This window comes from Winogradskyella alexanderae (assembly GCF_020166335.1).
GTDB lineage: Bacteria > Bacteroidota > Bacteroidia > Flavobacteriales > Flavobacteriaceae > Winogradskyella > Winogradskyella alexanderae.
On sequence record NZ_JAIUJR010000005.1, the window covers coordinates 68,020 to 91,622 of the forward strand.

Sequence of the window (23,603 nt, forward strand, 5' to 3'; positions counted from 1 at the left end):
CTTTTTTTACTAATAAGGATACTCGCTTAGTTTACATCAAAAGTGAACGTAGCTTCAATATCTGTTTCTCCGCCACCACCGGCAGCTGTGCCATCATTTGGTTTTGTTGGTTCATGCTTTAAAACAACAGTTAATGTGTTTCCTACGGCAGCTGCTCCAGAAGCTAATGTAATACTCACGCCTATTGGATTCCCATTACCATCACTATCGTTGTAATTGAAAGAAGTTCCTGAACCACCTGTGAAACTATAAAATACCTGGTGCTCATCATCTTCTTCTAAAACCTCCTCAGTGATATCCTCAGCTGGAGATTCTAATTCATTTAAGAATTCAATTTCACCACCATAAGTAGTGTTGGCCGCCAATGGACCGCTTACCGTTACGACCGGAGCATTTGGACCATCACCATCAGCATCACGTGATTGGAAAATTATAGGCGCACCACCACCTACGGCCTGTAAACTCAATGTCATTGTTGTGATTACTTCTTCTTCATTCACTGCTACTGGATCATCATCATCGCTACAAGCTGTAAAAAGTCCGATACTTAAAAATAAAAGTAAAAGGTGTTTAAACGTTTTCATAATTTAAAAATTTAATTGGGTTTTTGTTAATAATTAATTTGTAATTGTAATGTTATATTTCTTCCTAAGTCATCAGCAAAATAACGTAGTCTGTTTAAGTAAGCTCTATAATTTATGTTGAATACATTGTTGATATTCAGACTTATATTCATATTTGTTTTTGCACTTATATTAAATGAAACATCACTATAAAAATGTAGTAAGTGATATGCTGGCGGTGGTGTGCTAATATCTACTAAAACTGTTTCATTTGTTGTTGGCACAAAAGCTTCGAAATTAAAATCAGGAAAATCCTTTTGCTCAAAAACCCACTCAGAGGTTAAGTTGGCAGAGAAATTATTCCATTTTTCATTTCGGTATGATAATGTGTTTATGGTATTAAAGGCTGGCATATCAATAAGGTCTATACCTAAACTTAAATCATTGCCTTTAATATATGAGGACTTGTTTCTCCAGGTAAAATTGTCGTTGAAATTTAGATTTGATGCTACATCTATGCCGAATAATTCTGCCTGCGTCTGTTGAAATTCCCATACAGGGAAAGCACCTCTTATAGTCTGTTCAACACCAGTAGGTCTCAGGTAAATAAAATCACTTATCCTATTGTAATAGCCTTCAATTAATAGATCAAAATTAGACTGCTCTAACTTATAGCTCAATGCAATTCTATTAGAAATTTCTTGGTCTAGCCTTAAATCACCTAACTCAATTCTCGCAGCAGAATGGTGTAAGCCGTCACTAAACAATTCTGATACATTAGGAGGTCTGCTTGACAAACTATAATTACCAAGTAAGTAACTGTTTTCATTTAAGTTATATCTAACACCTGCAGAAGCTGAGAAATTATGAAAATTAAAAACAGGATTTGTCAAATAATCTGATGCATCAGGATCAATCACACCATAAACAATATCAGTTCCATATACAGAGGCAATTATAATGTCTTGAAAGTCATTATCATAGCCACGCTCTTCCCATCTACTAGTTCGATAAAACTTTTTTGAGTCAATTCTATTAAAATCGTATCTGAGGCCTGCATCTAACGTAAATGTTTCATTTAGTATCCACTCAGAAGTTAAGTAAGCACCAAAATCATATTTATCGTAATCTGGTATTAATCTGCGTATTCCTGTATCAGGATTAGCAAAATTATCCTGATATCTTCCCATAAGACCAAAATTGGTTTTACGGTTTAGATCTGCATCAAGCTGAACATCTGCCAAAAGGGTATGAGTTTGAAGATTTAAATCTAGTGCCGGTTTATCTCTATCGTCACCAACACGGATATCAAACTCAAAACGTTGATTGTTTTGGTAGTCGTACTGCAGATTTATTTTTCCAAAATTTTTAAAACGTTTGTAATACGTCGCTTTAAATAAATGATGTGTTACTTCTTGCTTTGGTGCGTTGATGTCATAGCCAAAATCGTCAATAACCTGTGGTTTTTGTGAATTTATTGCATTTACAAGGTCTGATATATTACCTATGTGCGAAGATCTTAAAATACCAATCTCATTGAATAGGTAGCTGTAAAACACTTCAAAACCACTTTCAAAGGTCTTTTTACCTCCTTGCAATGTTATACCATTGGATCGCAGTCCAGTATTAGTTAACATATAATCTGGCGCTTCAAAATCTCCGTTACGCTTTAGCGAACCTTGAATATTAGCAAACCATCCGGAAGAAAAAGATTTGTTCAATATTGTACTTACGCTAAGTCCTCTGCTATTCGTTTGTCCGCTAACGATGGTTTTTCCAAAAAGAGAATCTTTGAGAATTGTACGTGCAGGATTAATTACAATAACACCACCAACCGCATCACCACCGTAGGCAAGCGCACCAGATCCTTTAATGACAGAGATTCTATTTGCACTATTAATGTCAATATTTGGTGCATGTTCAACACCCCATTCTTGATCTTGTAAGCGTACATTATTATTTAAAATCAACAATCTACTACCGTAAAGGCCGTTAATAATTGGTTTTACTATGGTATTTCCTGTATTTATTGATGAAACACCAGGCACTTCCTTGAGTGCATCACCAATGCTTAGATTGCTATACCGTCTTAAGGTACCGGATTTAATGATTGTCTCTTGGGCTGTTTTAGTTTCTTTTTTGTCTACAACAGCTTTAACAGAAACCTCATTTAACGCTTCAATATGATGTTCTAGCGCTATGCTTTGAAACATATCTCCCGTAATGTTGTAGGTTACGGTTTTTGTCTCGCAAGCAAGGTGGGTTATGACCAACGTTAATTCGCCATTACAAAGATTTTCAATTTTGAACTTACCATTTATGTCTGAAGAGGTATATTTATTTAAACTCCTTATAAAAATGGTAGCACCATTTAAAGGTGTATTGTCGTGAAAATCTTTAAGCTCACCTAAAAAGACCGCATCGCATTTCTGCGCTATAGAAAAAGAGCAAAATGAAAAAAGTACTATAAGACTATAGTATTTCATTAACGAAATATTTGTGTTGTTGCAAATAAGGCATTTAAAACCACCTTATTTAATTTGTGTTTAGTGTTTTAGATAATTCGATTGACTAAACATAGAAGGGAGGTCCTCTGAGGTAAGACGTATCTTGCTGATGTGTTCTTAAAAAGAAATAATAAGACAGATTTGTCTTAACAAAGTCATTTGCTTCAAATTCTTCATGCGATTGGAGAAAAGTATAAAAGCCATTATTAAGTTTATACTTATAAAATTCACAATCGAAATCTAATTTATGGATATGGGTGCTGTGGTTCTTACCATCTTCATTACAAACAAAATGTTCATGATGATTAAATGTATGGAACAACTTAACGGCAGAAGGCATTAATACAGCAAGTACTAAAAGGGTAGCTGCAACTTTGCTAAGCAGTGATATGTTTGTTTTGTTGTTCACTCTAAAAAGCGTTTAAAACCTATTCGTTTCAGCATTTTTTTTTCAAATTCCCAGAAAAACTGAAACTGACCAAAAAGCCAACCAAAAGTAACTAAAAGAATTTGATAAAAAACAAGGCCAATGATAATAAATAAAATCCAGTAGAGCAGAGGGTTTAAGTTTTCTTTAGTAATTCCAATTAGCTTTATGATTGGTCTACCAACAAACATTGAAGATGACCCTGTTATTGCAAAAACAATAAAGACTCTAATCATTTCCCAACGGTAGTCCAAAATCCATCTGTTTTCCAGCTTTTTGAACAAAAACAAAGTAAATTTTAATAAGATATAGCTTAGGACTGCTGTAGATGCAAGTACAACAACAAAATTTATATCTTCAAACACCACTTTTGAAATTCTAAATGCAGAATATATTAATGCCACCAAACCAAAAAAAGGGAATATAAGTTGCCAATTTTCTTGTATTTCCCATCTCTCCTTAAACTTCTTCATACATCAATTTTGCAGTGCAAAATTACATTAAATTCTAGGAATGAAAGACGTTAATTGTTGATTATATTTTATTTGAAAATAGACAAAATAATTATAGAGTAAATAATTTACTTCGTATCCATAATCCGTGTTTACATCATAGTCAATTCGTAATTCATAAAGACTTGGATCATAAACTTGAGGCTGAAGATTCCTTTGATTCCATGATTGCACTAATAAGGCATTTCTGGACTCAAGAAATTCCTGCGAATGAAAACCTCTCGGTCTTGCGGTACCCATTAACCATTGTCTAAAACCAGGTTCGATAATTATAATTTCGTAATCGGTTTCATCACTACTAATAGAAACCGTATCGGTTTTAACTAGTGGATCTTCGTTATCGTGGTTGATAATTTGCTTGATTTCATAGGTTTTGCAACTGGCAAAAAGAGAGATTATTAGTGCAAAATGTAATAGCTTTTTCATAACTGTTAAAGATATTGAATTAAGATTAGAATTACGATATAGTAAACAAACTAACCCAATCTATTTTCCTTTATCAAACTATAATTAGTATATAAGACCTTTCAATGAGTCTATTGTAAATTCTGAAAAGGATAAACAAAAAAAGTAGTCCAAAAAGAACTACTTTGAAATTATCAATGTAATGAAACATTACTTACCAAATAAACCTCCTAGTAAGCCACCTAATCCACTTTTTTTCTTGCTTCCACCTAAGACCATTCCCGCAACATCATCAATAACACTACCATCTCCGTCTGCGTCTAGAATGCTCTCCAAGAAACTTTGTTCGTTTCTAGTTTCATTACCGCCAAGCATGCCACCAATTAATCCAGTTAATTGACTTTCGGAGCTAACATTATTTTGACGCGCTTGCTTACCAAGCATTCCCATTAAAATAGGAGCGGCCACTTTTAATATGTCACCAACAGAACCAGCATCTATACCGGCTTTTTGTCCAATTACTTGTTGTACACCTTGTTGTTTTCCTCCAAGTACATGGCCAAGAATTTTAGCACCATCGACTTTAACTTCCTCGTTAACGCCACCACCAAATAGACCTCCAAGATTATCTAAAATACTTCCATCGTGCTTACTGTTTAATGCGCCCATGAGACCTTGTGCTCCTTGGGTTGTTGATGCATTACGTTCCATCGCTTTCATTAAGACAGGCAACGCCATTGTTAGTACGCTACTTGTTTTATTTGCATCATTTCCTGTAGAACCGGAAACACCATTAATAATTGTTTTACCGAGGTCACTGTTTAATAAGTCTAAAATTCCTGACATTTTTATATTTTTTATGATTAATAATTTGATTTCAAGGTACAAAAAAGTCCCAATACATAATTAGGACTCATTTGTTTCTGTAAAGTCACACTTTAATATAAAATTATCCCAAAATACTGATTATTTGATCTGCTAATTCTACACCAATTCTGTCTTGTGCTTCATTAGTTGCGGCACCAGTGTGTGGGGTTAGAGATAATGAAGAATTCATTAATAACTGAACTTCCGGTTGTGGCTCTTTCTCGAAAACATCGAGTGCAGCACGAGCAACCTTGCCACTTTCAATTGCTTTTACTAATGCTACTTCATTGACCACGCCACCACGTGCAGCGTTTGCGATTATAACTCCATCTTTCATCATCTTGAAGTCAGACTCGTCAATAACATAGTCTTTTTGTGCTGGGACGTGCAATGTGAGAAAATCAGCTTGTTTTAAAACATCCTCCTTAGAAACTGTTTTAATGTTGAAACTAACTTTTTGACCATCAAAAAAATCAAGTTCTAATTCTGCTGCATCAATAAATGGATCAAACGCTACGATATTCATTCCAGCGCCAATACCTATTTTAGCTGTTGCTTGTCCAATACGACCAAATCCTATAACACCAAGTGTTTTACCTTTTAATTCAACACCTTTTGCATAAGCTTTTTTAAGGCTTTTAAAATTTTTATCGCCTTCTAAGGGCATATCTCTATTCGCGTTATGAAGAAATCTTGCCAAGCCATAGAAATGCCCAAACACGAGCTCTGCTACCGAATGCGATGACGCTGCGGGTGTATTTATAACATGGATTCCTTTTTCTCTTGCGTATTCTACATCAATATTATCCATGCCAACACCACCTCGGCCAATGATTTTGAGACTTGGACAGTTATCTATGATATCTTTTCTTACCTTGGTGGCACTACGAACCAATAATACTGAAATAGTATTGTCATTGATATAATTTTGAAGTTGCTCTTGCGCGACTGTTGTTGTTAACACTTCATAACCTGCATTTTCAAGGGCAGTTATACCACTTTGCGAAATACCGTCATTTGCTAATACTTTCATTTTTTAAATTTTTATTACGCTTTACGTTCTAGTTCACTCATCACTTCAACTAGAGCTTTTACACTGTCTAGTGTCAAGGCATTGTACATCGATGCTCTGTAACCGCCAACACTCCTGTGGCCATTTAATCCGTTTATCCCTGCTTCTTTCCACATTGCATCAAAAGTTTCCTTTAAGTTCTCATTCTCTAGTGTAAAAGTTGCATTCATTATAGAACGGTCTTCTTTTACTGCATAGCCTTTAAATAATGGATTTAAATCAATTTCAGAGTAGATTAGTCGTGCTTTCTTCTCATTTTCTTCTTCGATGGCCTTTATTCCACCAAGATCTTTTAACCATTCCATTGTTAACATAGATACATAAACAGCAAATACTGGAGGTGTGTTAAACATACTCCCTTTATTAATGTGTACTTTATAATCCATCATAGAAGGAATTTTACGAGATACTTTGCCAAGTACATCTTCCTTAACTACAACTAAGGTTGCACCAGCTGGGCCCATATTTTTCTGAGCGCCAGCGTAAATAATATCGAATTTGGAAAAATCTAATTGCCTAGAGAAGATGTCACTACTCATGTCGCAAACCATTGGAATTGGGGAATTTGGAAATTCCTTTATTTGTGTTCCAAAAATGGTATTATTAGATGTGCAATGGAAATAATCATAATCTTCCGGAATATCATACCCTTTCGGAATGTAATTATAGCCCGCGCTTTTTGAAGAAGCCACTTCATAAATATCGTCATAAATTTGGGCTTCTTTAATGGCTTTATCAGACCAGGTACCAGTGTTTAGATAACCTGCTCTTTTTTCAAGCATATTCAACGCAACCATTAAAAATTGGGTACTTGCACCACCTTGTAGAAACAATGCTTTATATCCTTTTCCTTCAAGATCTAACAATTCTAGTGCTAAGGATCTCGCTTTCTCCATTACATCAACAAATGGTTTGCTACGATGAGAAATTTCTAGAAGCGATAAACCATCATCAAAATTTAATACTGCCTGCGCAGCTTTTTCCATTACAGACTTTGGCAAAATACACGGACCTGCACTAAAATTATGTTTTTTCATGATTGAATTTTTAGACGTACAAAAATGCTAATTTATTAATGATTTAACATTACCAAATTGATAATTTTTATTCTATGTTTTTAACAAGAATTCAACAGTATCAATGTTGTCTGCATAATCCCATAGCTCTGGTTTTTGCGTTTCTCCAAAGGCCACCTCTCCGTCAATAAAATCCTTTGAGACGATACACTGAATGCTATCTTTATCCTTTTTTAGTTTTTCTCTCAGTGATTCTTCATTTTCATAAAATTCGTAAAACACTGTTGCAATTGGCGAGGCATAACTTTTATCTTCTTTTAGCATTAAAAACCCATTCTCAAGCATATCAAATTCACTCATTAAATAAACTGCCTTATTGTAGTCGTAATTATTTGCGTATTTGGTTTCATGAATTATAGGATGCCATTTGTATACTGCGCTAAAAAAAGTATCGAAATTGTAGTCCTTTGGGACAAATAATTTGGAAACGCTTCTGCATCCTAAACCATAGTATCTAAAAATATCATTAGATAAAGCCTCAAGCTCCTCGATTGACTCATTGCCTTGCAGTACTGCCACGGAGTTTCTGTTCTTTCTTATTATGGCGGGTTTGTCTTTAAAGTAATATTCAAAATAGCGTGCTGTATTATTGCTTCCAGTTGCAATAACAGTATCGTAATTTGTGAGCTTTTCTTGAGTAAACTTGATTTTACCTTTAAATCCTGGTTCAATTGTTTCCAGATATTTGGTCAAGTAAGGGAGGAGGTGTCTATCGTTAGATGACTGTTTCACTAATATGTCATGTCCAGAGATTAGTGCAGAAATAAAATCGTGAAAGCCTACCAAAGGAATATTTCCAGCCATAATTATGGCTACGCATTTTAACGCATTACTATTAAAGCTATACTTACTTAACCACTTGTTAATTTTTCTATGAATCAATGCATTAGACCATGAATCTAATGCGAAATAAATATTGTCATCAGTAAACCAACCATTATGTTCCCTTGCTAATTTAATTTGATGTTTAAAGCCATCATAAAACAAATCATTAGCTTCAAGAGAATCGTTTTTCTCATTGTCATTTTTAGAAAATTGGCCTAAAAACAGCCCTAATTTAACAAAAGCGTTAATTCTTTGTTGTAAATCCATACAGTGTTTGGTAAAAAGCCTTACAGGTTTTATTTTTACGATTGCAAAATTAAGGAAAAGAAAAACTATTATGGCAATTATAATTACAGATGAATGTATAAATTGTGGGGCCTGTGAGCCGGAATGTCCCAATACTGCTATCTATGAAGGTGCAGACGATTGGAGGTATTCTGATGGCACTAGCCTTACAGGTAAAGTGGTTTTACCAAATGGTAAAGAAGTTGATGCGGACGAAACTCAAGAACCCATAAGTGATGAGATTTACTACATCGCTCCAGACAAATGTACAGAGTGCATGGGATTTCATGAAGAACCACAATGTGCAGCAGTTTGTCCAGTGGATTGCTGTGTGCCTGACGAAGATATTGTCGAAACAGAGGAGGAGTTGTTGGGCAAACAACGCTTTATGCATCCAGAAGATTAAGCAATATGCAAAGTAGACATTGATAAACCCGAAGTCGATAACTTCGGGTTTAATATTTTTTTAAAAGTTAATTTGGAAACGAATCTATTTCACTTTTCATAGCTGCCAATTCAAATTTCATATATTGCATTAAACGTTTTACAGTTGTGGTATCTCAGACGTTATTTTGGACATGAAATGATGGAATTTAGGGTGCTAAAAACTTACGACGCATCGTTAAACTGAAAAGTTAAAATTTATTACATTATAAATAGTACCAATTCTTACGGTATTTAATACTTTTGCACTCGCAAAATTTATTAATACATGAAAGCTGGAATTGTAGGATTACCCAATGTTGGAAAATCAACTCTTTTTAATTGTTTGTCAAATGCAAAGGCGCAAAGTGCAAACTTTCCGTTTTGTACGATAGAACCAAATATTGGTGTTGTAAATGTGCCAGATCAAAGACTTACCACTTTAGAAAAACTTGTTAATCCAGAAAAAGTTGTGCCTGCTACTGTAGAAATTGTAGATATCGCAGGTTTGGTTAAAGGAGCCAGTAAAGGTGAAGGTCTCGGAAACCAGTTTTTAGCTAACATACGTGAGACCGATGCCATTCTCCATGTTTTACGTTGTTTTGATAACGATAATATAGTACATGTAGATGGTTCTGTGGACCCCATAAGGGACAAGGAAACTATTGATATGGAACTTCAGCTCAAGGATTTAGAAACAGCAGAAAAAAAATTAGATAAGGTAAAGCGTGCTGCCAATACTGGAAATAAAGAGGCGCAGGCTGAACAAGCAGTACTTTTAAAGATTAAAAACGGCTTGGAAACAGGAGCCTCGGTACGAGCTTTAGATTTTACTGACGAGGATTATGCGGACTATGTAAAGCCTTTACAGTTTATTACAGATAAACCAGTAATGTATGTGTGCAACGTTGATGAAGCATCAGCTACTAGCGGCAACGCTTATGTAGACAAGGTACGTGAGGCCGTAAAAGATGAAAAAGCGGAGATCTTAGTGTTGGCAGTTGGTACAGAAGCAGATATTAATGAACTCGATGATTATGAGGAGCGTCAAATGTTTCTTGCGGATATTGGACTGGATGAGCCGGGTTCTGCTAAATTAATTAGAGCTGCCTATAAATTATTAAACCTGCAAACGTATTTTACTGCAGGGCCTAAAGAGGTAAGAGCATGGACTGTAACTGTCGGATCTACAGCACCTCAAGCGGCAGGTGTAATTCACACGGATTTTGAAAAAGGATTCATTAGGGCGGAGGTGATAAATTATAATGACTATGTAAATTATGGTAGTGAAGCTAAAGTCAAAGAGGCTGGTAAAATGCGCGTAGAAGGTAAGAATTACATTGTAAAGGATGGTGATGTAATGCACTTCCTGTTTAATGTATAAAAGACTTCAATAGTACAGAAATAAAGGCCAACGTTCTCAACAACATTGGCCTTTTAATTGTTAATTACTTTAGTAAAACCGTATTTCAATTTATTTAGTATAGTGTTATATTAGCGCTCTATCTAAATTTTTGTCCTAAATTTTATGGCATCACAGTCTAATTATACTGAAGAAAATATACGTTCACTCGATTGGAAGGAGCATATCAGGATGCGTCCTGGTATGTACATCGGGAAATTGGGTGATGGATCATCGCCTGATGATGGAATTTATATTTTACTGAAAGAAGTTTTAGATAACTCAATTGATGAGTTTGTGATGGGTGCGGGAAAAACCATTGAGATTTCTATCCAAGGCGAACGTGTTACTGTAAGAGATTATGGGCGAGGGATACCACTTGGAAAGGTTGTAGATGTGGTTTCAAAAATGAACACAGGTGGTAAGTACGATACCAAGGCATTTAAAAAGTCAGTTGGACTTAATGGTGTGGGTACTAAAGCTGTTAATGCACTTTCAACATATTTTAGAGTAGAATCTACTAGGGATAACAAATCGGCTTCCGCAGAATTTGAGTTGGGAAATCTTACGAACAAAGAAATGTTGGAGGAAACCTCACGAAGAAAAGGAACAAAAGTTTCTTTTATTCCAGACAGCTCAATTTTTAAAAACTACAAGTACAGAAGCGAGTATGTAGTTAAGATGTTGAAAAACTATGTATATCTTAACCCTGGACTTACAATTGTTTTTAACGGCGAAAAATACTACTCTGAAAATGGTCTAAAAGATTTACTCTCGGAGAATATATCAGACTCTGATCTTTTATATCCAATCATTCACTTGAGAGGTGAAGATATTGAAGTTGCCATAACCCATAGCAAAACACAATACAGTGAAGAGTATCACTCGTTTGTAAACGGCCAAAATACAACTCAGGGTGGCACACATTTATCCGCATTTAGAGAGGCAATTGTAAAAACGATTAGAGAATACTATGGAAAAAATTATGATGCCTCCGATGTAAGGAAATCTGTAGTTGCAGCCATTGCGATAAAAGTAATGGAGCCTGTTTTTGAAAGTCAGACGAAAACAAAGCTGGGCTCAACAGATATGGGTGGTGATTTACCTACCGTAAGAACCTATATTAACGATTTTGTAAAACGTTATTTAGATAACTACCTTCATAAGAATCCTGATGCCGCCGAAAAAATCCAAAGAAAGATTTTACAGGCAGAACGTGAGAGAAAGGAATTGTCTGGTATTAGAAAATTAGCCAAAGAACGAGCAAAGAAGGCAAGTTTGCATAATAAAAAGTTAAGAGACTGTCGTATACATTTTGGAGATACTAAAAGCGAAAGAAATTTAGAAACAACATTGTTCATAACAGAGGGAGATTCTGCTTCAGGTAGTATTACAAAGTCGCGTGATGTCAATACACAAGCAGTATTCAGCCTAAAAGGTAAACCCTTAAATTCATATGGTCTTAGTAAAAAGATAGTATATGAAAATGAGGAATTCAATCTTCTACAGGCCGCATTGAATATTGAAGAGTCAATTGAAGATCTTCGTTACAACAATATTGTAATCGCGACTGATGCTGACGTAGATGGAATGCATATTCGGTTACTACTAATTACTTTCTTCTTGCAGTTTTTCCCTGAGGTCATTAAAGAGGGCCATCTTTATATTTTGCAAACACCACTATTTAGGGTGAGGAATAAAAAAGAAACAATTTATTGTTACAGCGAAGAAGAACGCAGGAATGCCATTGAAAAATTAAAACCAAAACCAGAAATTACGCGATTTAAAGGATTAGGTGAGATTTCACCCGATGAGTTTAAGCATTTTATTGGTGAGGACATTCGTTTAGATCCTGTAATGTTAGATAAAGATATGTCTATTGAAGAATTACTCTCCTTCTATATGGGCAAAAATACGCCGTCCAGACAAGAGTTTATCATTGAAAATCTTAAGGTTGAATTAGATGTTGTAGAGGATTAACATTACTACACTAAAGTTGCGAAGTAAGACTTATGTCAGAAGAAAACGAAGAACAAGAAAACATAAATAGCCAACAGAATCAGGAGCCACAAGAAACCATCACCAAAGTAACTGGTATGTACAAAGATTGGTTTCTGGATTATGCCTCCTATGTTATTTTAGAACGTGCTGTGCCAGCCATTGAAGATGGTTTCAAACCAGTACAGCGCAGAATTATGCATGCGATGAAGGACCTCGATGATGGACGCTACAATAAGGTAGCAAACATTGTGGGTCACACGATGCAATATCACCCACATGGAGACGCCAGTATTGCTGATGCCATGGTTCAAATTGGCCAGAAAGATCTCCTAATAGATACGCAAGGTAACTGGGGAAATATTTTAACTGGCGATAGAGCAGCGGCTTCAAGATATATTGAAGCTCGACTTTCCAAATTTGCATTAGATGTAGTTTATAATCCTAAAATCACAGAATGGCAAGCCTCATATGATGGTAGGCGAAAAGAACCAATTAATTTGCCTGTAATGTTTCCATTACTGTTGGCCCAAGGTGGTGAGGGTATTGCTGTTGGATTATCTACAAAAATATTACCTCACAATTTTATTGAGCTAATAGATGCTTCCATAAAACATTTAAAAGGTAAGCGATTTACTATAGTCCCAGATTTCCCAACTGCCGGTATAGCAGATTTTTCGAATTACAATGATGGAATGCGAGGTGGAAAGGTCAGGGTAAGAGCTAAGATTTCTCAACTTAACAAGAATACTCTAGTCATTACAGAAATACCATATGGTACAACAACCTCTACACTTATAGATTCAATTCTAAAGGCCAATGATAAGGGTAAGATAAAAATTAAACGTATTGAAGATAATACAGCGGCAGAAGTTGAGATATTAATTCATCTACCATCAGGACTATCGCCAGACAAAACAATAGATGCACTTTATGCCTTTACGAATTGCGAAACATCTATTTCGCCATTAGGTTGTGTTATAGAAGATAACAAACCTTTCTTTGTTGGAGTAACTGAAATGTTACGACGTTCTACCGATAATACGGTTCAACTTTTAAAGCAAGAGTTGGAAATTAAATTGGGAGAGTTTGAAGAGCAGTGGCACTTCGCTTCCCTTGAACGTATTTTCATAGAAAATAGAATTTACCGTGATATCGAAGAAGAAGAGACCTGGGTAGGTGTTATTAGTGCAATAGATAACGGATTAAAGCCTTTTATAAAACACTTAAAAAGAGCAGTGACCGAAGAGGACATTGTTCGCCTAACAGAAATCCGAATTAAACGTATTTCAAAATTCGACATTGATAAAGCGCAGCAAAAAATAGATGCTTTAGAAGATCAAATTGCCGAAGTGAAGCACAATCTGTCCAATCTTATAGACTATTCTATAGCTTATTTTGAAAGGTTGAAAAAAGATTATGGCGAAGGAAAGGAGCGCAAAACAGAAATAAGGGTCTTTGATGATGTTGACGCTGCTAAAGTGGTTATAAGAAACACCAAACTTTATGTAAATAGGGAAGAAGGCTTTATTGGTACTTCACTTAGACGCGATGAATATGTATGCGACTGTAGTGATATAGATGATATAATTGTTTTTACTAAAGACGGTAAAATGATGGTGACTAAGGTCGATAGTAAAACGTTTGTAGGTAAAAATATAATTCACGTTGCTGTTTTTAAGAAAAAAGACAAGCGTACTATATACAATATGATTTACAGGGACGGTAAAGCAGGTCCTTCATATGTAAAACGTTTTGCCGTTACCAGTATTACAAGAGATAGAGAGTACGACCTCACAAATGGCAATAAGAACTCTATAGTTTGGTATTTTTCGGCAAACCCTAATGGAGAAGCAGAGGTGGTGACTGTAATGCTAAGACAGGTAGGTAGTATTAAAAAATTAAAATGGGATTTAGATTTTGCAGATATTCTTATAAAAGGAAGAGCGTCAAAGGGTAATTTAGTTACTAAATATTCTGTCAAACGTATCGAACTGAAAGAAAAAGGTGTTTCTACCTTAAAACCCCGTAAAATTTGGTTTGATGACACTGTGCAACGGCTAAATGTTGATGGTAGAGGAGAACTAATTGGAGAATTTAGAGGGGAAGATAGATTGTTAATTATCACACAATCTGGCATTACAAAAACGATTATTCCAGAACTTACAACGCATTTTGATAGTGATATGATTGTTCTGGAAAAATGGATACCAAAGAAACCTGTATCAGCAATATATTATGATGGTGAAAAGGAACGTTACTATGTAAAACGTTTTTTAATTGAAAATGAAGGGAAAGAGGAATCTTTTATTTCAGACCATCCAAATTCGCAATTGGAAATAGTTTCTACAGATTGGAGACCTATGGCGGACGTAGAGTTTACTAAAGTTCGCGGCAAGGATAGGAAACCAAACATGGAATTGAACCTCGAAGAGTTTATAGCAATTAAGGGTATTACTGCGTTAGGCAATCAATTAACGAAGGAAAAAATTAATCAAATCAACTTATTGGAGCCTTTACCCTATGAAGCACCAGAGGAAGTCCATGCTGATGATATCGAAGTTGTTGATGAAGAAACCTTAACTACAAACATTAATTCGGAAATAGATGGTAAGCCTGCAGAAAACAAGAACCTTGATAATAATAATGGAGAAGACCCTGAAGTTGATGACACAGGACAGGCTAGTTTGTTTTAGAGGCAAACTGCACTTGTTTTAATAGTTCATTAGTAAATTTCTCAGCTCCAGATTGTGTCATATGTGTTTTATCTTTCCAGAATTGGTTATTGTTGTTGCCTTTAAAGAAGTCAGTATAATCGATATATTGAAGATTTTGCTGTTTCATTATTTCTTTTAAAATGTCATTATCTTTTTTACATTTATCGTTATAAATTGGGGAGGTGATAAATAAATATTGTTTCTTGCTCGATTCTGAAATCACCTTTATTTTTTTTAAATAATCCATAGCAATTTCATTTACTTGATATTTTCTTTCACAATTATGATCATCTTCTATTTTCAAAATAAAATCTCTGGCTTTTTCATCTGATTCATTTACAAACAAGGGATCGTAGCCATTATAGGTCTTATAGTCATAATTAGGTTTATAAAAATTCTTTATTATGCCAATTACCTTCCCATTATAATTTAGGCTTTTGTAAAAGGATTGTATAATTGAAATATGTCCAGATGAGTTTAGAAAGGAGGTGATTTTTTCATTTCTGTTATATTTAATCTTTAATCCCTTTATATCTGACCCGTCATAAGAATTATCAAAGAAGTTCTTTGTGTCAATGTGTACAATAATTAATTGTTTTGTGCCTTTTTCTAAAGTATTAAGAAGTGCACTGCTATAAGCAATACCTGTTCCGTCAACTCCCATATTGTAAGCACTTTTACCCAATATCTTTACATCGATATGATGGTTAGCCCGAGAGTTTCCGAAAACTAACACTTCTTTGCTATCTTTTATCTGTAAAAATTGATTTAATTTTCCTATCGATTGGCCCGTATAAACCTTATCGCTAATCCAATTTAAGGTATGGAACACAATCTTATCAATGACAAAGCTTAAAATTATTGTCATTGTTACAACCTTGATAAGTTCTTTAATAATTCTGGTATTCATGGTTAGAATTGAAAATAAATAAAATTCTCAGTGGTAGAATAAAATAAGCACAACATTAATATGACAACTGAAATTATCAATGAAAGTCTTACAATATTGTATTTATCGCCATAGTCTTCCAATGCAATTTTAGCATTAAATAATTTCAAATCAATCATTAATCCAATAATCAGAAGAAGAATTCCATTAACGAATTGATTTAAATTACCAATAAATAAACTACCAAAATCCAATACGAAAATTTTTGAGATTATTGATGATGCCGTATCAAAATCTTGAGCTCTAAAGAAAATCCAAGCAATTAATACAACCAGAAATGTATAGATATAACCTAACACATTAAAGGTTGAGATTTTTAAGGAAGAAAATATATATTTCTCAATACTTAAGAACAATCCGTGTATTCCACCCCAGATTACAAAATTCCAAGAGCTACCGTGCCAAAGACCTCCTAAAAGCATGGTAAGCATTAAATTTCTATATGTAAGCACAATTCCTTTTCTATTCCCCCCTAATGAAATATAGAGATAATCCCTGAGCCAGAAGGAAAGTGACATGTGCCACCTTCTCCAAAACTCGGTAAGTGTCCTCGAAAAGTAGGGTAAATTAAAATTACGATTAAATTTAAATCCAAGGAGTTTGGCACTTCCAATGGCAATATCTGAATAGCCGGAAAAATCAAAATAAATTTGAAAAGCGTAAAAAATTGTAGCGATGAGCAAGGTTGTCGCATTATGAATATCGGAATTTGCATAAATAGAATCTACATAAACTCCTAAATTGTCAGCGATTGCAACCTTTCTAAATAAACCAATAAATATTTGTAAAAAGCCGGTTTTTATTAGACTAATATTTAGTTTTCTGTTTTGTTCAATTTGAGGTATTAAATTCGATGCGCGCTCAATAGGTCCAGCCACTAATTGAGGGAAGAGGCTTACAAATGTAAAAAAGCTAACCATATTCTTGGTGGCGTTTATTTTTTCTCTATAAATATCAATACTATAGCTTAGCGTCTGAAACGTGTAGAAACTTATACCAACAGGTAAAATAATGTTTAAAGTTAAATCATTTACCTCCCATCCAATAAAAGACATAGTATCAGCAAAAGAATCCGCAAAGAAGTTATAGTATTTAAAAACACCTAATAATCCTAAGTTGGAACAAAGGCTAACTATTAGCCATTTTTTTTTCTCTTCCTTCTTCGGAGAAGATTCAATTTTCTTTCCTACATAAAAATCTAAAAACGAACTAAAGATTATTAACGAAAGAAACCTGTAGTCCCACCATCCATAAAAAACATAGCTTGAGATAAGTAATAAAATATTCTGCTTCTTATGGCTAGATTTAAAAAACCAATAAAGAATAAAGACAATTGGGAAAAAAATTAAAAATTCAATTGAATTAAATAACATGCGCTAAGCTTTATTACAGATTTGGGTATAACACTCCTAACATTATAAGGTGAATATACTAATCGTAAAAAATAGTGACCAGAATAAATTTGAAATTTAGTTTATCTGATTAAAAAAGGGGTTCTATGGCCTGACAATACCATTTTACTCGTTAATTGGCAGTGTGCTTTTTTGTACGGTAATTAAGAAACTCAACAAATAAAGAAAACGCGATAGCAAAGTAAAGATAACCTTTAGGGATGGCGCCCACAGTTTTCCCGAAGAATTCGGTATGAGATAAGTGTGCTGCCTCTGTAATTAGCATAAAACCTATTAAGATTAAAAAAGCTAGGCCTAGTATTTGCATACTTGGATGATTGTCTATAAATTTTCTTATCGGATTAGCAAAACCAATCATCACAATAATTGATATCACTACTGCAACAACCATAAGAATCAATGTGTAGGTATGATTAGGGTGTAAACCATTAGTCATTCCTACTGCGGTTAGAATAGAATCTACAGAGAAAATAAAATCAATAATTAAAATTTGAGTAAGTGCTTGTGAAAGGGTTTCAATTACCTTAGATCGCACTCCTTTTTCGTCATGAGTAGGGACTTCCACCTTTTCTCTTATTTCAGAGGTACTTTTATAGATTAGAAATAGTCCACCTGAAAAGAGAATTATAGCCTGCCAGCTTAAAGCAATTTTTAACCATTCATTCTCAAGTGTGTAAAAGGGCTCACTCAATCCTATTAAAAAAGAAACGAAAAACAGCAGAATAATTCGCTGTACCATTGCTAACAGTAAACCGATATTGGTGGCCTTAGCTCTCTGTCCTTTGGGTAACTTGTTGGCGGCAATCGATATAAAAACAATGTTGTCAATTCCAAGTATAATCTCGAGAAAGGTCAGCGTTATTAATGCCATAAAGGCATCATAGGATATAAGGAAATCAATCATTGGTTATTCAACTATATATGCTACTCCCTTTTCAACATTTACAGGACGATTAGGCTTTTTAACTGCCAATTTATATTCAAAAGCATAAGAACTATCAGTTGTAGATAGAATCTTCATATGGATGGCATCTTTTTCAGCATTGGTTTTGGGGTTTAGCTTCTTTAAGACAAATTCACAATCATTAATCCACCTAACTGAAGATGTATCTATCAGTCCTTCATAATAGTCAATATTTAGGGAATCGGTTCTGATAAATTGACCTGTTTTTTCAACGCCATCAATAGTGTATTTAAATTCATACTTACCAGTCCTAAAACTCTTGCAGTCCCTCTCAATCTCATAACAACTAAACATCAAAAGCAGCAAAGTCAAAAAAAGAATTCGTTTCATAATTTATTTACAAAAATACGAATAGAGCAATTAAGATTATGGCAAATAACTCTTGAATGTGCCATTTTTGTAAAGTACTATGATTTTCTCGATTTCATCTTCAGTGTAAGAAGTTGTTTCGGTATTATTATGAACATTATATTGGTTCATATCTACATTTGAAATGGGCGACATTTCTTTTTTTGGAAAATCGCCTTTACCATTAAGCAACCAATACAATTCTACATTAGGGTAGGTATGAAGTATTTTCATAACAAAGTCTAAACTTGGTTTATTTCTTCCGGATAGAATATGGGAAATACTTGAGCGTTGCACACCTATTTTCTCTGCAAAACTTGAAGCAGATTCATCGTAATAGTCGATTACTTTTTGTAGCCGTTTAGTGAATTCTATAGTGTTTATCATTGTAAACAATAAAATAATGATAATTGCGTATACAAATGTAAACATAAATGCTTAATTATTTTAAATTAACAATAAAAAGATAATTATATACTTAATATTACACTTTAAATAAAAGACATAAAATACTGATATTAAAAATATTAAGATATAAATATTACAGGTATTGCAATATTCTCAAGTGCCGATTTTATTGTTAACTTAAAATTGTATTCAATGTGTGTAATTGTAGCGAATTTTAGTTTTTGTTGTATACAAATGTAAATTATTAAAAGATTATTTTTGTTCAGTTTAAGTTAATTGGATGAAAATCAAAAAGTATTTAAATCTATTTGATAGAGTAAAAGAATCTTCTCTTCAGGGTAGATATATTACTAATAAGAGCATTGAAAAATGTTTGAAAAAATTTAGCAAGGCAGAAATCTCGACAATTGGTTTTTCAGTTGAGAAACAACCAATATATTTAGTTAAATATGGTTCAGGCGCTAAGCGTGTATTAATGTGGTCACAAATGCACGGTAATGAATCTACGACGACCAAAGCGCTATTTGACACTTTCAATTTTTTAGAGTCTGATCTTGATGAGTCTATTAAAATAAAGGAAACATGTACTTTATTTTTTATTCCAATTCTCAATCCAGACGGCGCAGAAAGGTATACAAGATTGAACAAGAATTTGGTTGATCTTAATAGGGATGCTCAAGATTTGTCACAACCCGAAAGCCGAGTCCTAAGAAAAGTGTTTGAAAATTTAAAACCTCATTTTTGTTTCAACTTACATGGTCAGCGCACGATTTTTGGTGCTGGTAACGCGAATAAGCCTGCTTCAATGTCTTTTCTTTCCCCTTCTCAAGATAAAGACAGATCTATTAGTTCTAATAGAAACATAGCAATGTCAATTATTATAGGTATAAATAATGTACTTCAGGCTATAATACCAAATCAGATAGGCAGATACGATGATAGTTTTAATCTTAATTGTGTTGGTGACACCTTCCAAAGTCTTGGTGTGCCTACTATACTCTTTGAAGCTGGCCATATTCAAGCGGATTATGAACGAGAAGAAATTCGAAAAATTGTTTTCGCAGCTTTAATTGAAGGTTTATATCAAATAATTGGAGAAAAATTCAACAGGGATTATAAGACTTATTTTAAAATTCCAGAAAATAAGAAAACGTTTTTTGATGTTATTATAAGGAATTTCAATTTTGAAAGGGTTGAGGAAGAGAATTTGGATATGGGAATTCAATTTGAAGAAAGACTTTTTAATGGGCAGATTATATTTATTCCAATCATTAAGTCCATTTCGAAATTGGACAGACAGTATGGACACAGAGAAATTAATGCTAAAGGAAATATTTTGAAAACGGGAAATAATTTGCCACTTGAAGTTGGAAACGAAATCGATTTCGTACTAATAAAAAATGAGAAAATAGCACTAAAACCATAAAGAAATTCAATATTAATGCGTAATTGTCAATAAAAATAAACTATTTTTGCATTTAGTTTAAAGATTATTCAATTATGGCAAAGTTTAAATTAGATGAAATAGACCACCAAATCCTGGATATGTTAATTGACAATACACGAATCCCGTTTACAGATATCGCAAAAAAATTATTGATTTCTGCAGGAACAGTTCATGTAAGAGTTAAAAAAATGGAGGAGGCAGGTATTATCCAAGGATCTTCATTGACTTTAGACTACAAAAAGCTTGGTTATTCATTCATTGCTTATGTAGGGGTGTTTTTACAAAATACGTCTCAGACTAAGTTTGTTTTGGAGCGTATTGAAAGCATACCATACGTTACCGTAGCACATATAACCACTGGGAAGTTCAATATATTTTGCAAAATAAGGGCAAAAAATACAATGCATGCAAAAGAAATTATTTTTATGTTAGATGATATTGATGGTGTTTATAGAACTGAAACAATGATATCCCTAGAAGAAAGTATAAATGATAAAAAACGTTTAATGCATACTATCTTTAATGAACTTTGAACAGTAATTCAAAATAAAAATGACCCTCGGTGTAATTGACATTGAGGGTTTTTTGTTTAAGTTAATTATAGTGCATTTTAAAGTAAACAATTCAAAGGTTAAACAACTATAACTTTTCGTAATAATTGAATGCCTCATTGATTGAGTTATTGTCAACTTCACAATCCAGTTTGGGTTTACCAATTGAATCTAATAAGACAAAATTAATTTTTCCGTGACTATTCTTTTTATCGTGTTTGAGTAGTTTTAGTATGATCTCTCGGTCTTGAGAGTTGATTTCAATTTTTGAGAACGATTTTAATACACCATCGGAAATTTCCGTTAATTCATCTTTAGTTAAATTGCAGAACTTTACTGATAAATAGGCTTCTAAAATCATTCCAATTGCAATTGCTTCACCATGCAATAAAAGCTCTTTGTCAGCATTTTGGAGAAAACAACTTTCTATTGCATGCCCTAAGGTATGTCCAAAGTTTAAAATTTTTCGTAGCCCTTTTTCATGTGGGTCTTTCATTACAACATTGTTCTTTATAATAACAGAATCATAAATCAGTTTATCTAACACTGTAACATCCAGTTTTTCTAGATTGGTAAGCATATGCCAATATCCTTTATCGGCAATCAGACCATGCTTTATCATCTCGGCATAACCAGAAACCATGTGGTTTTGTGGCAAGGTCTCCAAAAAGGCAGGATCAATTAAAACCATACTGCCTTCACTGATAACTCCAATTTGATTTTTGAGAGGCCCTAAATCTACACCTGTTTTCCCGCCAACCGATGCATCTACCATTCCCAATAACGATGTTGGAACATTGATGTAATCTAGCCCACGCATGTAGGTGCTAGCTACAAATCCACCTAAATCGGTAACAACACCACCACCTAAGTTTATCAATAAACTTTTTCTATCGGCACCATATTCTGAAAGAGCTTCCCAAACGCCAGTGCAAATATCTATCGTTTTGTGGTCCTCACCTTCAGGCATTTCCATAACCTCAACTAAAATATCATCAGATTCTAAATTAGACAAAAATCTAGGTAAACAATAATCGTGTGTATTAGTGTCAACTAGAATAAAAATACTTGAAGGGTTTGACAATTTTATATGCTTATTTAATTCAGAATAGACATTCATATTGAAGTGAACAATAGCATTTTTGGTCGTAATTGATTCCATCTTATTAATTTGTCAATTATGGTGGTTAAAATACTCAGATTTTATAAAAAAAAAGCAGTATTATAAATATATTTGTAATAACAATCTGACGAGTCATGATAGATAATACTTTATTTGAAAATACCGAAACGGCGTTTGCTTTGAAGTCTGATTCAGAGCTAGAACGTGCTTACTTTTTGTTTAAGATGATTTCTTCCCAACCTTTGGTTCGCATTGGTACGGCAGCTACTAACTTCGCCTTAAAGGCAAATTTACCTGTTGAGGGTTTAATTAGGTCTACTGTTTTTGATCACTTTTGTGGTGGTGTCAATGAAGAAGATTGTTTACCTGTTATTGAAAAGTTACACTCAAAAAGTGTGAGTTCTGTTTTGGATTACTCTGTTGAAGGTAAAGAAACAGAGATGCAATTTGATAATGCTGTTGAAAAAATCTTAAAGATAGTTAGATTTTGTGATGAGCGCGAGGCAATGCCAATCGTTGTTTTTAAACCAACAGGATTTGGAAGGTTTTATTTATATCAAAAAAAATCTGAAGGCAAACCATTTACAGATGAGGAACAACAAGAATGGAGTAGGGTGGTTGACAGATTTGATGCAGTTTGTAAATTGGCCAAAGAAAAGGATGTTGAAGTCTTAATAGACGCTGAAGAAAGCTGGATGCAGGAAGCAGCCGATACCTTGGTTGAAGATTTGATGCGAACATATAACACAGATAAAGTAATTGTTTATAATACATTGCAGTTATATCGATGGGATAGATTAGATTATTTAAAGGAATTACATAAAAGAGCAAAAGCGAGTGGATTTAAGTTGGGAATGAAAATTGTTCGTGGTGCTTATATGGAAAAAGAGCGTAATAGAGCAGAACAATATGGTTATAAATCACCCATATGTGATAATAAAAAAGCAACCGACGACAATTTTAATGACACCCTTAGTTATATTCTAAAAAATCTAAATGATATCTCTGTTTTCATAGGCACCCATAATGAATATAGTAGTTATTTGGCGATGGAATTAATGGAGCAATATGACATAGATAAAAACGATAATAATGTGTGGTTTGGTCAATTATATGGAATGAGCGATCACATTAGTTTTAACCTTGCTTCTAAAGGATACAATGTTGCCAAATATATTCCTTTTGGACCAGTTAAAGATGTAATGCCTTATCTTATAAGAAGAGCAGAGGAAAACACTTCCGTTGCTGGACAGACCAACAGAGAATTGGAGTTGTTAAAAAAGGAAAAGAATCGGAGGAAACTATAAATTGCCTTGAGAATT

The 23,603-nt window shown here is 33.9% G+C and carries 22 protein-coding genes; 7 read left to right on the plus strand and 15 right to left on the minus strand.

The window, feature by feature from the left end; translation table 11 throughout:
- Positions 1-26: 26 nt before the first annotated feature.
- The 9 genes from LBU54_RS08705 to LBU54_RS08745 all read right to left on the minus strand — a co-directional run bounded on the left by LBU54_RS08705 (position 27) and on the right by LBU54_RS08745 (position 8,521).
- Positions 27-584 carry a type 1 periplasmic binding fold superfamily protein gene (locus LBU54_RS08705; protein WP_224528383.1) on the minus strand — a complete coding sequence of 186 codons (558 nt, stop codon included), beginning with the start codon at positions 582-584 and terminating at the stop codon, positions 27-29.
- A gap of 26 nt (positions 585-610) precedes the next feature.
- Entirely contained in the window at positions 611-3,049 is a 2,439-nt protein-coding gene (locus tag LBU54_RS08710; RefSeq protein ID WP_224528385.1) for a TonB-dependent receptor, read from the minus strand.
- A gap of 85 nt (positions 3,050-3,134) precedes the next feature.
- Positions 3,135-3,479, minus strand: coding sequence for a hypothetical protein (locus LBU54_RS08715; protein WP_224528387.1), 345 nt, complete (start codon positions 3,477-3,479; stop codon positions 3,135-3,137).
- Positions 3,476-3,970, minus strand: a complete 495-nt coding sequence (locus tag LBU54_RS08720; protein ID WP_224528390.1) for a DUF6787 family protein — start codon at positions 3,968-3,970, stop codon at positions 3,476-3,478. Before LBU54_RS08720 ends, LBU54_RS08715 begins: the two co-directional genes overlap by 4 nt.
- A 27-nt stretch (positions 3,971-3,997) precedes the next feature.
- The gene (locus LBU54_RS08725; protein WP_224528393.1) at positions 3,998-4,435 is read right to left on the minus strand and encodes a DUF6146 family protein; all 438 of its coding nucleotides are present in this window, start codon (positions 4,433-4,435) and stop codon (positions 3,998-4,000) included.
- A gap of 189 nt (positions 4,436-4,624) precedes the next feature.
- Positions 4,625-5,260, minus strand: a complete 636-nt coding sequence (locus LBU54_RS08730; RefSeq protein ID WP_224528396.1) for a DUF937 domain-containing protein — start codon at positions 5,258-5,260, stop codon at positions 4,625-4,627.
- Positions 5,261-5,363: 103 nt separating this feature from the next.
- Complete coding sequence (locus tag LBU54_RS08735; protein WP_224528398.1) at positions 5,364-6,314, minus strand: D-2-hydroxyacid dehydrogenase; 951 nt, start codon at positions 6,312-6,314, stop codon at positions 5,364-5,366.
- Between the two features lie 14 nt (positions 6,315-6,328).
- The gene (gene serC / locus LBU54_RS08740; RefSeq protein ID WP_224528401.1) at positions 6,329-7,390 is read right to left on the minus strand and encodes a 3-phosphoserine/phosphohydroxythreonine transaminase; all 1,062 of its coding nucleotides are present in this window, start codon (positions 7,388-7,390) and stop codon (positions 6,329-6,331) included.
- Between the two features lie 72 nt (positions 7,391-7,462).
- Complete coding sequence (locus LBU54_RS08745; protein ID WP_224528403.1) at positions 7,463-8,521, minus strand: acyl-CoA reductase; 1,059 nt, start codon at positions 8,519-8,521, stop codon at positions 7,463-7,465.
- A 70-nt stretch (positions 8,522-8,591) separates the two neighbouring features.
- Here LBU54_RS08745 and LBU54_RS08750 point away from each other — a divergent pair, with 70 nt between their 5' ends.
- The 4 genes from LBU54_RS08750 (at position 8,592) to LBU54_RS08765 (ending at position 15,058) form a co-directional block, all read left to right on the plus strand.
- Positions 8,592-8,945 carry a 4Fe-4S dicluster domain-containing protein gene (locus LBU54_RS08750; protein ID WP_224528405.1) on the plus strand — a complete coding sequence of 118 codons (354 nt, stop codon included), beginning with the start codon at positions 8,592-8,594 and terminating at the stop codon, positions 8,943-8,945.
- A gap of 306 nt (positions 8,946-9,251) precedes the next feature.
- Positions 9,252-10,346: a redox-regulated ATPase YchF gene (gene ychF, locus LBU54_RS08755; protein ID WP_224528407.1), complete on the plus strand. Its 1,095-nt coding sequence runs from the start codon at positions 9,252-9,254 to the stop codon at positions 10,344-10,346.
- A 144-nt stretch (positions 10,347-10,490) separates the two neighbouring features.
- Positions 10,491-12,344, plus strand: coding sequence for a DNA topoisomerase IV subunit B (locus tag LBU54_RS08760; protein ID WP_224528410.1), 1,854 nt, complete (start codon positions 10,491-10,493; stop codon positions 12,342-12,344).
- Positions 12,345-12,376: 32 nt separating this feature from the next.
- Positions 12,377-15,058, plus strand: coding sequence for a DNA gyrase/topoisomerase IV subunit A (locus LBU54_RS08765; RefSeq protein WP_224528415.1), 2,682 nt, complete (start codon positions 12,377-12,379; stop codon positions 15,056-15,058).
- Here LBU54_RS08765 and LBU54_RS08770 read toward each other — a convergent pair.
- From LBU54_RS08770 to LBU54_RS08790, 5 genes are all read right to left on the minus strand, one after another.
- Positions 15,045-15,989: a hypothetical protein gene (locus LBU54_RS08770; RefSeq protein WP_224528417.1), complete on the minus strand. Its 945-nt coding sequence runs from the start codon at positions 15,987-15,989 to the stop codon at positions 15,045-15,047. The genes LBU54_RS08765 and LBU54_RS08770 overlap by 14 nt on opposite strands.
- 2 nt (positions 15,990-15,991) lie before the next feature.
- Positions 15,992-17,401, minus strand: coding sequence for an MBOAT family O-acyltransferase (locus LBU54_RS08775; protein ID WP_224528420.1), 1,410 nt, complete (start codon positions 17,399-17,401; stop codon positions 15,992-15,994).
- Between the two features lie 151 nt (positions 17,402-17,552).
- Positions 17,553-18,344, minus strand: a complete 792-nt coding sequence (locus LBU54_RS08780; protein WP_224528422.1) for a TerC family protein — start codon at positions 18,342-18,344, stop codon at positions 17,553-17,555.
- A 3-nt stretch (positions 18,345-18,347) separates the two neighbouring features.
- A complete protein-coding gene (locus LBU54_RS08785) occupies positions 18,348-18,734 on the minus strand; it encodes a hypothetical protein (protein WP_224528423.1) in 387 nt (128 codons plus the stop codon).
- A gap of 36 nt (positions 18,735-18,770) precedes the next feature.
- On the minus strand, positions 18,771-19,139 hold the full coding sequence (locus tag LBU54_RS08790; RefSeq protein ID WP_224528703.1) for a helix-turn-helix domain-containing protein: 369 nt from the start codon (positions 19,137-19,139) through the stop codon (positions 18,771-18,773).
- Between the two features lie 301 nt (positions 19,140-19,440).
- Between LBU54_RS08790 and LBU54_RS08795 the strand changes: the two genes are divergently transcribed.
- Both LBU54_RS08795 and LBU54_RS08800 read left to right on the plus strand, forming a co-directional pair.
- The gene (locus LBU54_RS08795; protein WP_224528424.1) at positions 19,441-20,586 is read left to right on the plus strand and encodes a M14 family metallopeptidase; all 1,146 of its coding nucleotides are present in this window, start codon (positions 19,441-19,443) and stop codon (positions 20,584-20,586) included.
- Positions 20,587-20,660: 74 nt separating this feature from the next.
- Complete coding sequence (locus tag LBU54_RS08800) at positions 20,661-21,140, plus strand: Lrp/AsnC family transcriptional regulator (protein ID WP_224528425.1); 480 nt, start codon at positions 20,661-20,663, stop codon at positions 21,138-21,140.
- A 106-nt stretch (positions 21,141-21,246) separates the two neighbouring features.
- On the opposite strand, the gene aroB is transcribed toward LBU54_RS08800, so the two are convergent.
- A complete protein-coding gene (gene aroB / locus LBU54_RS08805; protein ID WP_224528426.1) occupies positions 21,247-22,320 on the minus strand; it encodes a 3-dehydroquinate synthase in 1,074 nt (357 codons plus the stop codon).
- Positions 22,321-22,415: 95 nt separating this feature from the next.
- On the opposite strand from aroB, the gene LBU54_RS08810 reads away from it, so the two are divergent.
- Positions 22,416-23,588: a proline dehydrogenase family protein gene (locus tag LBU54_RS08810; protein ID WP_224528427.1), complete on the plus strand. Its 1,173-nt coding sequence runs from the start codon at positions 22,416-22,418 to the stop codon at positions 23,586-23,588.
- The last annotated feature ends 15 nt before the right edge of the window (positions 23,589-23,603 follow it).

Excerpts from the sequence above, each read along its gene's own strand:
- LBU54_RS08705 (WP_224528383.1), bottom strand. The coding sequence starts at position 584 with ATGAAAACGTTTAAACACCTTTTACTTTTATTTTTAAGTATCGGACTT.
- LBU54_RS08710 (WP_224528385.1), bottom strand. The coding sequence starts at position 3,049 with ATGAAATACTATAGTCTTATAGTACTTTTTTCATTTTGCTCTTTTTCT.
- LBU54_RS08720 (WP_224528390.1), bottom strand. The coding sequence starts at position 3,970 with ATGAAGAAGTTTAAGGAGAGATGGGAAATACAAGAAAATTGGCAACTT.
- LBU54_RS08725 (WP_224528393.1), bottom strand. The coding sequence starts at position 4,435 with ATGAAAAAGCTATTACATTTTGCACTAATAATCTCTCTTTTTGCCAGT.
- LBU54_RS08730 (WP_224528396.1), bottom strand. The coding sequence starts at position 5,260 with ATGTCAGGAATTTTAGACTTATTAAACAGTGACCTCGGTAAAACAATT.
- LBU54_RS08735 (WP_224528398.1), bottom strand. The coding sequence starts at position 6,314 with ATGAAAGTATTAGCAAATGACGGTATTTCGCAAAGTGGTATAACTGCC.
- serC (WP_224528401.1), bottom strand. The coding sequence starts at position 7,390 with ATGAAAAAACATAATTTTAGTGCAGGTCCGTGTATTTTGCCAAAGTCT.
- LBU54_RS08745 (WP_224528403.1), bottom strand. The coding sequence starts at position 8,521 with ATGGATTTACAACAAAGAATTAACGCTTTTGTTAAATTAGGGCTGTTT.
- LBU54_RS08750 (WP_224528405.1), top strand. The coding sequence starts at position 8,592 with ATGGCAATTATAATTACAGATGAATGTATAAATTGTGGGGCCTGTGAG.
- ychF (WP_224528407.1), top strand. The coding sequence starts at position 9,252 with ATGAAAGCTGGAATTGTAGGATTACCCAATGTTGGAAAATCAACTCTT.
- LBU54_RS08760 (WP_224528410.1), top strand. The coding sequence starts at position 10,491 with ATGGCATCACAGTCTAATTATACTGAAGAAAATATACGTTCACTCGAT.
- LBU54_RS08765 (WP_224528415.1), top strand. The coding sequence starts at position 12,377 with ATGTCAGAAGAAAACGAAGAACAAGAAAACATAAATAGCCAACAGAAT.
- LBU54_RS08770 (WP_224528417.1), bottom strand. The coding sequence starts at position 15,989 with ATGAATACCAGAATTATTAAAGAACTTATCAAGGTTGTAACAATGACA.
- LBU54_RS08775 (WP_224528420.1), bottom strand. The coding sequence starts at position 17,401 with ATGTTATTTAATTCAATTGAATTTTTAATTTTTTTCCCAATTGTCTTT.
- LBU54_RS08780 (WP_224528422.1), bottom strand. The coding sequence starts at position 18,344 with ATGATTGATTTCCTTATATCCTATGATGCCTTTATGGCATTAATAACG.
- LBU54_RS08785 (WP_224528423.1), bottom strand. The coding sequence starts at position 18,734 with ATGAAACGAATTCTTTTTTTGACTTTGCTGCTTTTGATGTTTAGTTGT.
- LBU54_RS08790 (WP_224528703.1), bottom strand. The coding sequence starts at position 19,139 with ATGATAAACACTATAGAATTCACTAAACGGCTACAAAAAGTAATCGAC.
- LBU54_RS08795 (WP_224528424.1), top strand. The coding sequence starts at position 19,441 with ATGAAAATCAAAAAGTATTTAAATCTATTTGATAGAGTAAAAGAATCT.
- LBU54_RS08800 (WP_224528425.1), top strand. The coding sequence starts at position 20,661 with ATGGCAAAGTTTAAATTAGATGAAATAGACCACCAAATCCTGGATATG.
- aroB (WP_224528426.1), bottom strand. The coding sequence starts at position 22,320 with ATGGAATCAATTACGACCAAAAATGCTATTGTTCACTTCAATATGAAT.
- LBU54_RS08810 (WP_224528427.1), top strand. The coding sequence starts at position 22,416 with ATGATAGATAATACTTTATTTGAAAATACCGAAACGGCGTTTGCTTTG.